This is a genomic window from Burkholderia metallica (assembly GCF_902832845.1).
GTDB lineage: Bacteria > Pseudomonadota > Gammaproteobacteria > Burkholderiales > Burkholderiaceae > Burkholderia > Burkholderia metallica.
The window spans coordinates 65700-81258 of sequence record NZ_CADFDB010000008.1 but is presented as its reverse complement, the minus strand read 5'-3'; the positions used below and the strand labels follow the sequence as shown (position 1 = coordinate 81258).

Below are 15559 nucleotides of genomic sequence, written 5' to 3'. Positions count from 1 at the left end.
ATGAAGTTCAGATTGATGCTGCCCGCCGCCTTGCTCGCCGCCTTCTCACCCGCCGGGCAGGCACAGGAAAGCGACATCAAGCACACCGGCGCCACGCTTGCCCCGATTCTCGTCAACGCACAGAAGGCGACGCCGCTCACGCAGCCGCTCGACACCGGTAGCCGCCTCGGCTTGAGTTCGCTCGAAACGCCCGCGAGTGTCGAGCAGATCGATCGCAAGACGCTCGACACCCGCGGCGACGCGTCGATCGTCGACGCGGTGAGCCGCGCCGCCGGCATCAGTGCATCGCCGCATCCCGGCAACGGCGATTCGGAACTGGGTGCGCGCGGCTTCGTCGGCGCGGCGTCGGTCACGCAGCTGTATGACGGCGTGCGCCCGTATGGCGCGATCGGCGTCACCTTCCCGTTCGACACGTGGTCGGTCGACCATATCGACGTGCTGCGCGGCCCCGCGTCGGTGATCTACGGCGAAGGCGCGATCGGCGGCGTCGTCAACATCGTGCCGAAGAAGCCGACACGCGGCGCGATCCAGAACGAGTTCCAGGTCGGCGGCGGCACCGAAGGCACCGCGCGAGTCGCGTTCGGCAGCGGCGGCGCGATCAACGATAAGCTGTCGTACCGCTTCGACATCAGCGGCAACCGCGCATCGAACTGGGTCGACCGCGGCAATTCGCGCAACCTGTCGTTCTCAGGCGCGCTGCGCTACGACGTGACGTCCGACCTGTACGTGAGTGCATCGTACGCGCAGGGCTTCCAGCATCCGATGCAGTATTTCGGCGTACCGCTCGTGAACGGCGCGCTCGATCGCGCGCTCGACAAGAAGAACTACAACGTCGGCGACAGTGACATCGCGTTCCGCGACAGCTGGGCAACCGTGTCGGCGAACTGGCAGCCGAGCGACAGCCTGAACGTGACGAGCACGCTGTACCGGATGAAGAGCAACCGTCACTGGAAGGATGCGGAGTACTACACGTACCTGCCGTCGACCGCGCAAATCCGGCGCAGCAGCTACACCGAAATCTTCCACGACCAGGAACAGTACGGCAACGTGACGGCGGCCACCGTGACCACCGCGCTGCTCGGTATGCGCAACACGTTCTCGGCCGGCTTCGAGTTCAATCACACGACGTTCCAGCACGACAACAATTCGCCGTATTCGGGCACGTCGACGGTCGATCCGTTCGACTTCGATCCGGGCCGCTTCATCAACACGGCCGGCACTTATCCGAAGTACCGCAGCCAGGCGAACCAGTACGCGCTGTTCGCCGAGAACCGGCTGGAAATCACACCGCGCTGGTCGGTGATCGGCGGGCTGCGCTACGACCACGCGAGCGTGAATCGCGACGATCTCGTGAACGGCGGCGCGTTCACGAAGGTGTTCGCGAACACGGGCTGGCGCGTCGGCACCGTGTACGACGTGCGGCCCGGCCTCGCCGTGTACGGCCAGTATTCGGTCGCGGCCGATCCGGTCAGCTCGCTGCTGTCGCTGAATGCATCGAAGGCGAACTTCACGCTCGCGACCGGCCGGCAGATCGAAATCGGCGTGAAGCAGTCGTTTCTCGACGGCAGGGCGGAATGGACGCTGGCCGCGTACCGGATCGTCAAGCGCAACCTCCTGACGGCCGATCCGCTGAACCCGAACCAGTCCATCCAGGTCGGCCAGCAGTCGTCGCGCGGGCTGGAGGCGACGGTCGGCGCGGAGATGGCGAAGGACTGGCGCGTCGACGCGAACGTGTCGATCCTGCGCGCGAAATACGACGACTTCCAGCAGGCGTCCGGCGGCACGACGGTCTCGCGTGCGGGCAACGTGCCGGTGTCGGCGCCGCAGCGGCTCGCGAACCTGTGGGTGAGCTGGCGCTTCGCGCCGGACTGGACGGGCATCGCGGGCGTCAAGTACGTCGGCAAGCGCTTCGCCGATACCGCGAACCAGCTCATGATGCCGTCGTACACGACCGTCGACCTCGGCCTCGCGTGGAAGCCGCGCAAGGACACGACGATCACCGCGCGCGCGTACAACGTGTTCAACCGGCGCTTCGTGCAGTCCGCGTACTACAACGAGACGCAGTACCTGCTCGGCAACGACCGGCGGATCGAAGTGCTGGCGAACTACCGGTTCTGATCCGGCGCGAAGCGATGGCACGCGCCTGCGCGGCGGCGGTTGCGTTCATCGGGACGCCGCCGTGCAACCGGCTTCCCGTTTCCCGCATGATTACCGTTGGGTACGCGTGCCCGCCATCACGCACTCCTGACCGCCGTCGCGCACGCCTAACCGCCGTTACGCTCGCGTACCCGCCCCGCGCCCCGCCATCCACTTCCGGTAGCGCCGCGTCTGGCACTGCGTGGCCAGTTGCTGCCCGACCAGCGCGCGCAGCGGCGACACCTGCGGGTGGGTGCGCCGGCCTTCGCTGAGCCGCGTGAGCTGGAACTTGACGACGGCCATGTTGGCGAGCGCGCCCAGCACCTTGTTCTTCCACCGGATCGGCTCCAGCACCGGCGCGCTGTCCTTGCCGGCCCGCCAGTCGCGCGGCAGGTTCGGCTCGATCGACAAGGCGGTCGCGATGCCGACCATCGCCACGCCGCTGTCGACCACCTGCTCGGCCACCACGCGGCGCCGGATGCCGCCCGTGACCATCAGCGGCATGCGCGCGACGGCCGTGATGTCGCGTGCGAATTCGAGGAAATACGCTTCGCGGGCCAGCGTGCGCCCGTCGCGCGCCTCGCCCTGCATCGCCGGCACTTCATAGCTGCCGCCCGACAGTTCGACGAGATCGACGCCGAGCGGATTCAGCAGTTCGACCACGCGCTTCGCATCGTCCGCGCTGAAGCCGCCGCGCTGGAAATCGGCCGAGTTCAGCTTGACCGCGACCGCAAATTCCGGCGACACCGTCGCACGCACTTCCCGCACGATATCGAGCAGCAGGCGGGCGCGCCCCTCGATGCTGCCGCCCCACCGATCCTGCCGGCGGTTGGTCAGCGGCGACAGGAACTGGCTCAGCAGATAGCCGTGCGCCGCATGGATCTCCACGCCGGTGAAGCCGCTCTGCTCCGCGAGCTGCGCGGCGCGCACGAAGCGGCGCTGCACGTCGGCGATATCGGCCCGCGTCATCTCCTTCGGCACCGGGAACCGCTTCGACAGCGAACCGAGCGCGAGCGGCACGGCCGACGGCGCGAGCGTCGTCTGGCCGAGCGCCGCCTGCATCTGGCGCCCCGGGTGATTGATCTGCATCCAAACGTGCGCGCCGCCCGAGCGCGCCACCTGCGCCCAGCGGCGGAAGCGGTCGAGATGCGCGTCGTTCTCGAGCACGACGCCGTTCGGCCCCGTCATCGCGCGGCCGTCCACCATCACGTTGCCGGTCAGGATCAGGCCGACCTGGCCGTCGGCCCACGCCTGGTACAAGCGCAGCAATGCGTCGGACGGCGCGTGCTCCGCATCGGCCATGTTCTCTTCCATCGCGGCCTTGGCCAGACGGTTCGGAATCACCGCCCCGTTGGGCAGTGTCAGCGGTGTAAACAGGTTCATGGAGGACACCCTCGATTGACGATGACCCACGATAACTTTAAAGTCAACTTCAAGGTCAAGCGCTTTTGGAGCACATCATGAAAATCGGCGAACTGGCGAAAGCGAGCGGTCTCGCGGCGTCGCGCATCCGCTTCTACGAAGCGAGCGGGCTGCTCGAACCGGCCCGCCGGCAGGCAAACGGCTATCGGGAATACGGGTCGGAAGCGCTGACGCGGCTCTCGATCATCGACCGCGCGCAGCGCGCGGGCTTCGCGCTCGACGAAATCCGCGCGATACTGCCGCCCGATCTCGGCGTGTGGCAGCGCGACGAGTTGCTGGTCGCGCTGCGGCACAAGGTCGACGAAATCAAGCTGCTCGAACGGCGTCTCGCGCACAACCGGCAGAATCTGCAGACGCTGATCCACGAAATCGAACACAAGCCGGCGGGCGGCGACTGCGCGGCCGCCGCGCAACGGATGCTCGACCGGCTGGACGAGCAGGCCAGCCAGCCGCTGGAGCCCGCGCCCGTCGTGCGGCCGGTGCGCAAGCGTGCGTGACGGCCGGCTCCGCGCCGTGCATCGATCCCTCCACCCGCGCGCGATGGCGAGCCGGACCGACGCATGCGCGCCGGCGCCCGCGGCGCAACCTCATGACCCGATCCGCATGACGATCCCCCGCATCACACGATGCGTCGTTGCCGCGCTGCTGACGTTCGCCATCGGCAGCGCCTGCGCCGCGACGTGCGGCGAACCGGCTCCTTCGATCCGCTGCCCGGACACATCCGGCCTTCCGCACGACATCGTCGCGCAGCTTCCGGCCGGCTACGAAGCGCTGGATGCCACGTCGGGGCGCCTGACCGACGGCACCCGCATCGGCTATGTCGTCGTCGCGCATCGGCCCGACGATTCGATGCGCAACCCTTCGCCGCGCCCGCTGATGATTTTCCTGCCGGACAAGGACGGACACTACCGGCTCGCCGCGCGCAACGACGCCGTGATCATGCAGGCCGACGAAGACGGGATGGGCGATCCGTATCTCGACGGCGTGGCCGAGAACGCGCTCACGGTCGAGCCGCGCACCTTCACCGTCGAACAGGGCGTATTCATGGGGCCGAGCCACTGGCGCGACCGCGTGACGTTTCGCTACGACGCCGCGCATCGCACGTGGGTGTTCCATCGCGAAGTGACACGGAGCTGGCGGCTCAACGACGACCCGAACGGCGATGCGCTGAAGGCCGACCCGGTACGCGTCACGCGCGCGAATGCGGCGAAAGCCGTCACGTTCGAAGCGTGGCGGCCGGACTCCTGGTGCGATTCGGCCGAGCGGCGCGGCGCCGATCCGGCTTGCGGCAAGCCGCATTGACGGCGACGGGCAGCGCGGCTGCCCTGCTGCCCGGATGACGATGCGTGCGGGCAGGCGGGGGGCGGGGATGCCGCCGCGCGGCACGCGCGAAGTGCCCGACGGCTCGCTCAGCGCCCCTTCCGCCGCCGCGCGACTTTGCTTACGCCACAGGTAATCGACGCGCGGCACCCGCGCCGCGATCATCGCTCCATCGACCCGCATCACATCAAGGAGCCTGCCATGACCGCGTACGCCATCGCCCACCTGCACGACGTCGAGATGTGCGACGACATCGTCGAATACCTCGAACGCATCGACGGGACGCTCGCGCCGTACGACGGCCGCTTCGCGATACACGGCGCGCGGCCGGAGGTACGCGAAGGCGCGTGGCGCGGCGACCTGATCGCGATCGCGTTTCCCGATCTCGACACCGCGCGCGCGTGGTACGAATCGGATGCGTACCGGCAGATTCAGCCGCTGCGCGCACGGCACGCGAGCGGCCCGCTGATCCTGATCGACGGCGTCGACGAACGGCACCGCGCGACCGACATCCTGCGCTGAGCCGCGATGCGGGTGACGCCGGCGACGCTTACGACGCCTTGCGCTCCATCGGCTCGCCGACGACGAACCCGCCGCCCTGGAACCGCTGCGCGGGATCGTCGTAGTCGGCGGTCGGCGCGGTCACCGGGAACAAGCCGGCGAACTGCTCGGAGCTGTCGCGCGGGCGGAAGCCGAGGAAGCCGGCCTTCGTGTTGTCCCACCACTTCACCGGGTTGTCCGACGCGCCGTACACGATCGCGTGCCCGACTCGATTCGTCAGCAGCGAACAGCGCACGAGCTCGATGAAGTCGCGATAGCTGAGGAACGTGACGAGCATGCGTGGATTCTTCGGTACTTCGAACGATGAACCGATCCGCAGGCACACCGTCTCGATGCCGAAGCGGTCGAAGTAGTAGCGCGACAGCGATTCGCCGAAGCATTTCGTCACGCCGTACAGGCTGTCGGGGCGCAGCGGCGAATCGGCGTCGAGCACTTCGGTGACCGGATGGAAGCCGATCGCATGGTTCGAGCTCGCGAACACGACGCGCTTCACGCCATGTTTGCGCGCAGCTTCGTACAGGTTGTACGTGCCGGTGATGTTCGCGCCGACGAGATCGTCGAACGGCGCGTCGACCGAAATGCCGCCGAGGTGGACGATCGCGTCGACGCCGTCGACGAGCTGCATCACCGCGGCCCGGTCGGCCAGATCGACGACGCGGGTTTCTTCATGCGGGGCCGCGTCGCCGAGCGTCGCGATGTCGCTGACGCGCACGACGTCGGCCCAGTCGGCGAGCGCGCCGCGCAACTGGCGGCCGAGGTTGCCGGCCGCGCCCGTCAGCAGCAGGCGCCCGAACGGTTTGCGCGCGCCGGTGGATGAGGCGTTCATCGAATCTCCTTGAATCTGACCTGAAATCTGACTGGGATGGAAAACGTTTTCCAACTATACGCGGGAGCGCCGCCGAACGTCAATGGTCGAACCCGTTCGCAACCCTCCGCACTTTCCCGATATCGGCGCGTGGCCGCGCGCCTCCTTTTTCTGCCACAATCCGGCGTTATCGAACGAAAACGTTACCCTCCGGATGAAAAAAGTTTCCCCGACGATCCGCGACGTGGCGGCGGAAGCCGGCGTGTCGGTCGCGACGGTATCGAAATACGTGAACGGTACGCAGCGCTTCTCGCCGACCGTCGAAGCACGGCTCAAGGAAGCCATCGACCGGCTCGGCTACCGCTCGAACCCGCTCGCGCGCTCGATGATCACGGGCCGCACGCGCACGATCGGCCTCGTGATCCTCGACATCAGCAACCCGCACTTCACGAACGTGGTGAAAGGTGCGAACCGCGTCGCGCTGCAGCACGACTACACGCTGCTGCTCGTCGATACCGAGGAGAGCCAGGCGCGCGAGCGCTCGCTGATCGAGGCGCTCGCGCAGCGCGTCGACGGGCTGATCGTCAGCACGCGGATGCCGGACGATGAAGCCGGCTGGATGCTCGATCTCAACAAGCCGCTCGTGCTGCTGCGCCGCAGCCCCGGCCTGCCGATTCCGAGCGTCGGCATCGACAACCGGCTGTCGACCTACATGCTCGCGCGGCATCTGCTCAACCTCGGCCACACGCGCATCGCGTATCTCGGCTTCGGCAGCGCGCGCGTGAACGACGAGCGGATCCAGGGCGCGCGCGACTGTCTCGCGGAAGCCGGGCTCACGCTCGACGTGCACGATGCGCATGCGCCGACCGCCGAAGCCGGCGAACGCGCGTGTTCGCGCGTGATGCTCGGGCCGCAGCGTCCGCAGGCCGTGATCTGCTACAACGACCTGATCGCGCTCGGCTTCATGAAGGAAGCCGCGTCGCTCGGTTTCCGGCTGCCGCAGGACGTGTCGGTCGCCGGCATCGACAACGTGCCGTACGGCGAATACGCGGCACCCGCGCTGACGACCGTCGACATCCAGAGCGAGAACATGGGCGAACTCGCGATGCAGAAGCTGATCGACGCGCTCGCGGGCCGCACCGACGCGAGCTATTCGACGTTCGAGCCGCGGCTGATCATGCGTGCGTCGACGGCGGCGGCCGGCTGAGTTTCCCGCTTCGCGCCTTCAATGAAAACGCGCCGCCCGAGGGCGGCGCGTTCGTTCGTCGACACTCGATCACGCGCTCATGCGTCGAGCTGCGCCGGCTTCATCTTCGGCGTGAGCACGTGCATCACGGCCAGCGCGATCAGGTACGCCGATGCGCCGATCGCGAACAGCACCCAGTAGTGGCCCGTGCGCTGCAGCACCTGGCCGATCACTTCCGAGAACAGCACGCCGCCGATCGATCCGGCCATCCCGCCGATGCCGACGACCGACGCCACCGCGCGACGCGGGAACAGGTCGGACGCGGTCGTGAACAGGTTCGCCGACCAGCCCTGGTGCGCGGCGGCGGCGAGGCCGACGATCAGCACCGCGACCCACAGGCTCTGCACCTGCGACACGAACGCGATCGGCAGCACGCAGCATGCGCAGATCAGCATCGCCGTCTTGCGCGCCCGGTTCACGCTCCAGCCCGCGCGCAGCAGCTTCGACGACAGCCAGCCGCCGCCGATACTGCCGACCGTCGTCAGCGCATAGATGCAGACGAGCGGCAGCCCGATGTGCTGCATGTCCATCCCGCGCGATTCGTTGAGCCACTTCGGCAGCCAGAACAGGTAGAACCACCACACCGGGTCGGTCAGGAACTTGCCGATCAGGAATGCCCACGTCTCGCGCTTGCGGATCAGCTCGCCCCAGCGCGGCGCGCCGGCGTTCGCGTTCGCCGCATCGAGCGCCTCGGCTTCGTCGCGCGGCTCGTCGTACTCCGCGGCGAGCGCGCGCGTATCGGCCTGACGATAGAGCACGAGCCACACCGCGAGCCACACGATGCCGATCGCGCCGATGATCACGAACGCCGCGCGCCAGCCGTAGGCCACCGCGATCGCCGGGATGATCGCCGGCGCGAACACCGCGCCGATGTTCGCGCCCGAGTTGAAGATGCCGGTGGCGAGTGCGCGCTCGCGGCGCGGGAACCATTCGGCCGTCGTCTTGATCGCGGCCGGGAAGTTGCCGCCTTCACCGATCCCGAGCAGCGCGCGCACGAACGCGAACCCCATCACCGAGCCGACCGCCGCATGCAGCATCGCGGCGATGCTCCACACCAGCATCGCCAGCGCGTACGAGATGCGCGTGCCGAGCCAGTCGACGATGCGCCCGAAACCGAGCAGGCCGATCGCATAGAACGCCGAAAACGCCATCACGATGCGGCCGTACTGCACCTGGCTCCAGCCGATGTCGTGCTGGAGCATCGGCGCGAGCAGGCCGAGGATCTGCCGATCCATGTAGTTGATCACGGTCGCGAAAAACAGCAGCGCACAGACGGTCCAGCGGTAGCGGCTGGCGGCGGCGCGCACGGCGCCGACGACGGCAGATTGCATGAATGTCTCCGATGCGCGGTCGCGCCCGTCGCGCCGCACGAAGTTCGTTGACCGGCGACCGGCGCCGGGGCGGACGGCGACGCGCTGCTGCGCACGACCGATTCCGCCGATAGTCTGGAAAACGTTTTTCAAAGGATAGGACGTGTGCCGGCGCCCTGTCAGTCGGGGATTTCGATGAGTCATCTCACATTGACCACCGCAAAAGAGACGACTGTTTCGCAACGTGGCATTAACCGTTTTTCCCGGATTTTCCGGCAGGCGCGCGCGAGGGAGATGGCGGTCGATACACAGGTCCGATTCCAGCCAGAAACGGGGGCGGGGATGGTTTACAGTCGGTCTCATGCGACTCGATCCCGACACCTGCTACGACGCGCTGCTTTCGCGAAACCGCCGCTTCGACGGCTGGTTCTTCGTCGGCGTCGCGACGACGGGCGTGTATTGCCGCCCCGTCTGCCCGGTGAAGCCGCCGAAAGCGCGGAACTGCAGCTACTACCCGACCGCCGCGGCCGCCGAGAAAGCCGGCTTTCGACCCTGCATGCGCTGCCGCCCCGAGCTCGCACCCGGCCACGGGCTGCTCGACCTGTCCGGCAATCTCGCCGACGCGGCCGCCACGCTGATCGAGGATGGTTTCCTGAACGCGCATTCCGTCGATGCGCTGGCGCAGCGCGTCGGCGTGACCGAGCGCCATTTGCGCCGGATCTTCGGTGCGCAGTTCGGCGTGTCGCCGGTCGAGTTCGCGCAGACGCACCGGTTGCTGATGGCCAAGCGGCTGCTGACCGACACCGCGCTGCCGGTGGCCGTCGTCGCATCGACGGCCGGGTTCGGCAGCGTGCGGCGCTTCAACGACCTGTTCCTGCAGCGTTACGGCCTCAATCCGCTGCGGCTGCGCAAAGGGGCACGCGCGCCGGCCGACGGCGACATGACGTTTCCGCTGCCGTACCGGCCGCCGTTCGCATGGGCCGATCTGATGCGCTTTCTCGCGCAGCGGCAGATCGACGGCGTCGAGCGGATCGATGCGCAAGGTTATGCGCGCGTCGTCGAATTGCCGGACCGGCACGGCAAGCCGGGCCACGGCCGCGTGACCGGCTGGGTGTCGGTGACGCACGTGCCGCAGCGCTTCGCGCTGGCCGTCACCGTATCGCCCGCGCTGACGCCGGTCGTGCCGGCCGTGCTCGCCCGCGTGCGGCGGCTGTTCGACCTCGACAGCCGCCCCGACGTGATCGATGCGCATCTCGGCGAACTCGCGAGCGGCTCGCCGGGCCTGCGCGTGCCCGGCGCATTCGACGGTGTCGAGATCGCGATCCGCGCGATCGCGGGCGAACGGCTCGCCGCGGCGCACGCGGGCACGCCTTGGCTCGCCCGCATCGCCGAACGTTTCGGCACCGCGGCGCAAGGCGCGCCGCCGGGCCTCACGCATGCGCTGCCGTGCGCCGCGACGCTGGCCGCGCTGCCGCCCGCCGCCCTCGAAACGCTCGGCATCGCGCGCGTCGCCGCGGCGGCGATCGTGTCGCTCGCCCGCGCGGTCGACGACGGCACGCTCGCGCTCGAACCGATGGCGCCGCTCGACGCGACGCTCGCTGCGCTGCGCGCGATGCCCGGTTTCGACGAGCGCGCGGTGCAGTACGTCGCGATGCGCGCGATGGCCTGGCCAAATGCGTTCCCGGTCGACGATGCGTGGCTGCCCGCCCGCGCCGAACGCGCCCGTGTGCCATCATCCGTGCCGCATGCGGCGCGCTGGGCGCCGTGGCGCGCATATGCCGCACTGCACGTGTGGCGTCTTCATGGAGATGTCGTGCGATGACCCCCGCTCACCTGATTCCGAGCCCGCTGGGCGACATCGCCGTGCGCATCGAGGACGACGCGCTGACCGGCCTCTACTTCGTCGGCCAGAAATACTTCCCGTCGGTGGCGATCGTGAGCGAAGCGGATGCGCTCGCAATGTCGCCGCTCGCCCGCCGGGTCGCGGACGAAGTCGCCGAATACTTCACCGGAACGCGCGAGACCTTCTCGGTGCCGATTCGCCTGAACGGCACCGCGTTTCAGCGACGGGTGTGGAAGGAGTTGCTCGCGATTCCGTTCGGCGAGCTCGTCACGTACGGCGACATCACCGAGCGCGTCGGGTTGCCGATGAGCGGCGCGCGTGCGGTGGGCGGCGCGGTGGGCCGCAATCCGGTGTCGATCATGGTGCCGTGCCATCGCGTGGTCGGCGCATCGGGCAGCCTGACCGGCTATGCGGGCGGCATCGACCGCAAGCGTGCGCTGCTGTCGCTCGAAGGCGCCGGGTTCGCGCGCGGCGCCCGCCAGCCGGTACAGCAGGCGCTCGCGTTCTGAGCGGCGGCGCGCCGCCGCGACGTTACGCGTTCAATACCGGCCGGCGCGCTTCACGCTTCGCATACGCGCCGGGCGTCACGCGGAATTTCGCGTGGAACAGCGCGATGAACGACGACGTCGAGTCGTAGCCCAGTTGCGCGGCCACCGTGCCGATCGGCTCGCCCGCGTCGAGCAGCGGCAGCGAAGCAAGCAGCCGCAGTGCCTGCCGCCATTCGGTGAACGACAAGCCCGTGTCCTGCCGGAACAGCCGTGAAAGCGTGCGCCGCGTCGCGCCGACCTGATGGCCCCATTCGTCGAGGCTGCGCGCATCGCCCGGATACGCATGCAATGCACGCGCGATTTTCAGCAGGCGCGCGTCGCGCGGCAGCGGCACCGTCAGCGGCGCCGCCCGCATCCGGGCGATCCGGTCGGCGATCAGGCACACGAGTGCACCGTCCGGCCCCGTCTCGTCGTAGTTCACCGGCAATTCCGCCGTGGCGATCACCAACTCGCGCAGCAGCGGCGTCATGCAGAGGATCGCGCAATCGTCGTGCACGTCGTCGCGCGCGATCGCGGCGTCGAGATACAGGCTGTGGAACGCGACGCAGTCGCGCGTCGACACCGCATGCGGCACGTGCGGCGGAATCCACATCGCATAGTGCGGCGGCAGCAGGTGCCGGCCCGACGGCGTCTCGACCTCGAGCACGCCGCTCGTCGCATACATCAGCTGCGCCCAAGGATGACTGTGCGCGTCGACGCTCGCGTTGCCGGGAATCTCGAACGCGCGCACGTACAGCGGCCTCGGCAGGCGCGCCATCGGCGGCACCGCATAAGCGTCACCCGATTGTCCCGCCAGCAACATAAGACGTCCTCCGAAGGTCATTTCACGAACGAGCGCGATGCTACCGTGGCGGCTCTTCCTTCACACGGCTTCCGCCCATGAGCGCTCATACCCGCACTACCCGCAAGACCGTCACCGCGATCCGTTCGACCAAGGGCATCGGCAGCCTCGTGTCGCTGACCGCGTATTCCGCGCCGATGGCGAAGCTCGTCGACGAGGTGGCCGACGTGATCATCGTCGGCGACTCCGTCGGCATGGTGCTGTACGGGATGCCCGATACGCTGCGCGTCACGCTCGACATGATGATTGCACACGGGGCGGCCGTCGTGCGCGGCGCCGCGCAGGCGTGTGTGGTCGTCGACCTGCCGTTCTCGACCTACCAGGAATCGCCTGCACAGGCGTATCGCTCCGCTGCGCGCCTGCTCGCCGAAACCGGCGCGCAGGCCGTGAAGCTCGAAGGCGGCAGCGAGATGGCCGATACGATCCGCTTCCTGACCGCGCGCGGCATCCCGGTGATGGCGCACGTCGGTCTCATGCCGCAGCAGGCCAACGCGACGGGCGGCTTCCGCGCGCAAGGGATGGACCCGCGCTCGGCCGCGCAGGTGTTCGACGCCGCCTGCTCGGCCGAACGGGCCGGCGCGTTCAGCGTCGTCATCGAAGGCACGGCCGAAGCGCTCGCGCGCCATCTGACCGAAACGCTGACGATCCCGACGATCGGCATCGGCGCATCGCCCGCGTGCGACGGGCAGGTGCTCGTGACCGAGGACCTGATCGGCGCATTCGACGCGTACACGCCGCGCTTCGTGAAGCGTTACGCCGATGCGAATGCGGTGACGCGCGACGCGATCTGCCGGTACGCGCACGACGTGCGGCAGCGCGTGTTTCCGGAGCCCGCGCATTGCTTCGGGTACGGCAAGCCGCTGCAACTGGCAGGGGTGACAGGCGTGGCCGATGCCGCTGGTGCGGCTGCGCCGTGACGGACGCCGCGAACGCACGGCGAACGGCGCGATCGCTTCATGCGCGCTTGCGCATCGCGTGCGTGACGCGCGCGTTCGCCTCGAACTTCGCGCGATGCGTCGAGAAGAACGTCCGTACGTTGCGCACGTTCGACGCGCCGGTAAACAGCCTTCGCGCGAATTCGTCGTATTCGGCGACGTCGGCCAGATCGGCCACCACGACGAAATCGGGCCCCGGCGACACGCGATAGCACTGCGTGACGGCCGGCTCCGCGCACACGTACGCTTCGAACGCGTCGTAGTCCTCGGCCGTCTGCCGGTCGAGGCTGATCTCGATCAACGCGGTGACGGCCGTGCCGATCGCGACCGGATCGAGCACCGCGACCTGCCGGCGGATCACGCCGGCCTCCGTCAGCCGACGCACGCGACGCATGCAGGTAGGCGGCGACGACAGCGCGCGCTCGGCCAGTTGCAGGTTCGACACCGACGCGTCGTCCTGCAGGATCGCGAGAATGCGCAGGTCGAGATCGTCGAGGGTGATGCCGGCCATCGGCGGCTCCTTCCAGTCAGGGCGTGAAATTTAATTTCAACATGATAGACCATCTGCCACTCATTTCATTTATGCGAATATTTTGAAATTTAATTCCATTTGGCTCGCCATACCATCGCTGTCACTGATCCAGACGGGACATTTACGGAGCGTGATATGTGTGGAATTGTCGGGGCGGTCGCCCAGCGGGACATCCTGCCGAACCTGGTCGACGGCCTGAAGCGGCTCGAGTACCGCGGCTACGATTCGTGCGGCGTCGTCGTGTATCGCGACCGGGCGCTGGCGCGCGCCCGCAGTGTCGACCGGGTGGCCAACCTGCAGCGCGAGATCGCCGCGCAGGCGCTGTCCGGCTACACCGGCATCGCGCATACGCGCTGGGCCACACACGGCGCGCCCGTCACGCTCAATGCGCATCCTCACTTCTCGCCGAGCGACGCCAATGCGCGCATCGCGCTGTCGCACAACGGGATCATCGAGAACTGCGATCAATTGCGTGCGGAATTGCAGGCGCACGGCTACGTTTTCGCGAGCCAGACCGACAGCGAGGCGATCGCGCACCTGATCGACCACCTGTACGACGGCGATCTGTTCGATGCGGTACGGCGCGCGGTCGCGCAACTGCGCGGCAGCTATGCGATCGCGGTGATGTGCCGCGACGAGCCGCACCGGATCGTCGGCGCACGCGACGGGATGCCGCTCGTGGTCGGCGTCGGTGAAGGCGAGAATTTTCTGGCTTCCGATGCGATTGCGCTGTCGGGCATCACCGATCGCATCGCCTATCTGGAGAACGGCGACGTCGCCGATATCCAGCTGCATCGCTACTGGATCGTCGATGCGAACGGCCAGCGCGTCGAGCGCGCGGTGCAACGCGTCGCCGCGCATAGCGGCGCGGCGGATCTCGGCTCGTATCGCTACTACATGCAGAAGGAGATCTTCGAGCAGCCGCAGGCGGTGGCCGATACGTTGCTCGATGTCTCGTCGATCATGCCCGAGCTGTTCGGTGACGGTGCGTGGCGCGTGTTCAACGACGTCGATTCGGCGCTGTTGCTCGCGTGCGGCGGCAGCTACCACGCGGCGCTCACCGCGAAATACTGGATCGAGAGCATCGCGAAGCTGCCGGCCAGCGTCGAAATTGCGAGCGAGTTCCGGTATCGCGACAGTGTGCCGAATCCGCGTACGCTCGTCGTCGCGGTGTCGCAAAGCGGCGAGACGGCGGATGTGCTGGGCGCGGTGCATGTCGCGAAGCGCATCGGGATGATGAATACGCTCGCGATCTGCAACGTCGCGACGAGTGCGTTGATGCGCGAATGCGCGCTGCAGTTCGTCACGCGCGCGGGGATCGAGATCGGGGTGGCTTCGACGAAGGCTTTTACGACGCAGCTCGTTGCGTTGTTTCTGCTGGCGCTATCGCTTGCGCAGGTGCGCGGGCGGTTGAGCGACGACGACGAGAAGGAGCATTTGCGGGCGCTGCGGCATCTGCCCGATGCGATGTCGAAAGTGCTCGCGCTGGAGCCGCAGATCATGGCGTGGTCGGAACTGCTCGCACGACGCGACAACATGCTGTTTCTCGGGCGCGGGATGCATTATCCGATAGCGCTGGAAGGTGCGTTGAAGATGAAGGAGATTTCTTATATTCACGCCGAAGCGTATCCGGCCGGCGAGTTGAAGCATGGGCCGCTGGCGCTGGTGAGCAACGAGATGCCGGTGATTGCCGTGGCGCCGAACGACATGCTGCTCGAGAAGCTCCGGTCGAACATGCATGAGGTCAGTGCGCGGAATGGACGGCTTTTTGTCTTTGCGGATGTGGACTGTGGATTGGTGCCGAGTGAAGGGATCGAGGTGATTCGGCTCAATGAATACTACGGGCCGCTTTCGCCGATTCTGCATACGGTGCCGATGCAGCTGTTGGCGTATCACGCTGCGCTGGCAAGAGGGACGGATATTGATAAGCCCAGGAATCTGGCGAAGTCGGTGACGGTGGAGTGAGGGCGGGCGGTTTTTACGCCCTTGTTGAAAACTTCGAATAGTTTCGCTTAGAACCCTTAACAAAATGAACAAGAGGGCTGTCTACTCTCGACGAG

The 15559-nt window shown here is 67.5% G+C and carries 14 protein-coding genes; 9 read left to right on the top strand and 5 right to left on the bottom strand.

Going from position 1 to position 15559, the window contains the following annotated elements:
- The gene (locus tag HWX08_RS21980; RefSeq protein ID WP_174921558.1) at positions 1–2118 is read left to right on the top strand and encodes a TonB-dependent receptor; all 2118 of its coding nucleotides are present in this window, start codon (positions 1–3) and stop codon (positions 2116–2118) included.
- Positions 2119–2274: 156 nt separating this feature from the next.
- On the opposite strand, the gene HWX08_RS21975 is transcribed toward HWX08_RS21980, so the two are convergent.
- Positions 2275–3519 carry an NADH:flavin oxidoreductase/NADH oxidase family protein gene (locus HWX08_RS21975; protein WP_174921557.1) on the bottom strand — a complete coding sequence of 415 codons (1245 nt, stop codon included), beginning with the start codon at positions 3517–3519 and terminating at the stop codon, positions 2275–2277.
- A gap of 77 nt (positions 3520–3596) precedes the next feature.
- Between HWX08_RS21975 and HWX08_RS21970 the strand changes: the two genes are divergently transcribed.
- The 3 genes from HWX08_RS21970 to HWX08_RS21960 all read left to right on the top strand — a co-directional run bounded on the left by HWX08_RS21970 (position 3597) and on the right by HWX08_RS21960 (position 5400).
- On the top strand, positions 3597–4055 hold the full coding sequence (locus tag HWX08_RS21970; RefSeq protein ID WP_174921556.1) for a MerR family transcriptional regulator: 459 nt from the start codon (positions 3597–3599) through the stop codon (positions 4053–4055).
- A gap of 106 nt (positions 4056–4161) precedes the next feature.
- The gene (locus HWX08_RS21965; protein WP_069261073.1) at positions 4162–4860 is read left to right on the top strand and encodes a hypothetical protein; all 699 of its coding nucleotides are present in this window, start codon (positions 4162–4164) and stop codon (positions 4858–4860) included.
- A 219-nt stretch (positions 4861–5079) separates the two neighbouring features.
- The gene (locus tag HWX08_RS21960; protein ID WP_069259112.1) at positions 5080–5400 is read left to right on the top strand and encodes a DUF1330 domain-containing protein; all 321 of its coding nucleotides are present in this window, start codon (positions 5080–5082) and stop codon (positions 5398–5400) included.
- A gap of 28 nt (positions 5401–5428) precedes the next feature.
- Here HWX08_RS21960 and HWX08_RS21955 read toward each other — a convergent pair whose 3' ends face one another.
- The gene (locus HWX08_RS21955; RefSeq protein WP_069259111.1) at positions 5429–6265 is read right to left on the bottom strand and encodes an NAD-dependent epimerase/dehydratase family protein; all 837 of its coding nucleotides are present in this window, start codon (positions 6263–6265) and stop codon (positions 5429–5431) included.
- An 82-nt stretch (positions 6266–6347) separates the two neighbouring features.
- Here HWX08_RS21955 and HWX08_RS21950 point away from each other — a divergent pair, with 82 nt between their 5' ends.
- Positions 6348–7451: a LacI family DNA-binding transcriptional regulator gene (locus tag HWX08_RS21950; protein WP_069259110.1), complete on the top strand. Its 1104-nt coding sequence runs from the start codon at positions 6348–6350 to the stop codon at positions 7449–7451.
- A 77-nt stretch (positions 7452–7528) separates the two neighbouring features.
- Here the strand turns inward: HWX08_RS21950 and HWX08_RS21945 are convergent, their stop codons facing one another.
- Positions 7529–8821, bottom strand: a complete 1293-nt coding sequence (locus HWX08_RS21945) for an MFS transporter (protein WP_107311788.1) — start codon at positions 8819–8821, stop codon at positions 7529–7531.
- A gap of 340 nt (positions 8822–9161) precedes the next feature.
- Between HWX08_RS21945 and HWX08_RS21940 the strand changes: the two genes are divergently transcribed.
- Together HWX08_RS21940 and HWX08_RS21935 are read left to right on the top strand one after the other, a co-directional pair.
- Positions 9162–10622, top strand: a complete 1461-nt coding sequence (locus HWX08_RS21940; RefSeq protein ID WP_174921555.1) for a DNA-3-methyladenine glycosylase 2 family protein — start codon at positions 9162–9164, stop codon at positions 10620–10622.
- Entirely contained in the window at positions 10619–11152 is a 534-nt protein-coding gene (locus HWX08_RS21935) for a methylated-DNA--[protein]-cysteine S-methyltransferase (protein WP_174921554.1), read from the top strand. The genes HWX08_RS21940 and HWX08_RS21935 overlap by 4 nt, the downstream gene beginning before the upstream one ends.
- 22 nt (positions 11153–11174) lie before the next feature.
- Here the strand turns inward: HWX08_RS21935 and HWX08_RS21930 are convergent, their stop codons facing one another.
- Complete coding sequence (locus tag HWX08_RS21930) at positions 11175–11993, bottom strand: AraC family transcriptional regulator (RefSeq protein ID WP_174921553.1); 819 nt, start codon at positions 11991–11993, stop codon at positions 11175–11177.
- Between the two features lie 77 nt (positions 11994–12070).
- Here HWX08_RS21930 and panB point away from each other — a divergent pair, with 77 nt between their 5' ends.
- Positions 12071–12949 (top strand): 3-methyl-2-oxobutanoate hydroxymethyltransferase, encoded by an 879-nt coding sequence (panB, locus tag HWX08_RS21925; RefSeq protein WP_174921552.1) that lies wholly within the window; start codon positions 12071–12073, stop codon positions 12947–12949.
- 37 nt (positions 12950–12986) lie between these two features.
- Here panB and HWX08_RS21920 read toward each other — a convergent pair whose 3' ends face one another.
- Positions 12987–13478 (bottom strand): Lrp/AsnC family transcriptional regulator, encoded by a 492-nt coding sequence (locus HWX08_RS21920; RefSeq protein ID WP_021160045.1) that lies wholly within the window; start codon positions 13476–13478, stop codon positions 12987–12989.
- 156 nt (positions 13479–13634) lie between these two features.
- On the opposite strand from HWX08_RS21920, the gene glmS reads away from it, so the two are divergent.
- Complete coding sequence (gene glmS, locus HWX08_RS21915) at positions 13635–15464, top strand: glutamine--fructose-6-phosphate transaminase (isomerizing) (RefSeq protein ID WP_174921551.1); 1830 nt, start codon at positions 13635–13637, stop codon at positions 15462–15464.
- The last annotated feature ends 95 nt before the right edge of the window (positions 15465–15559 follow it).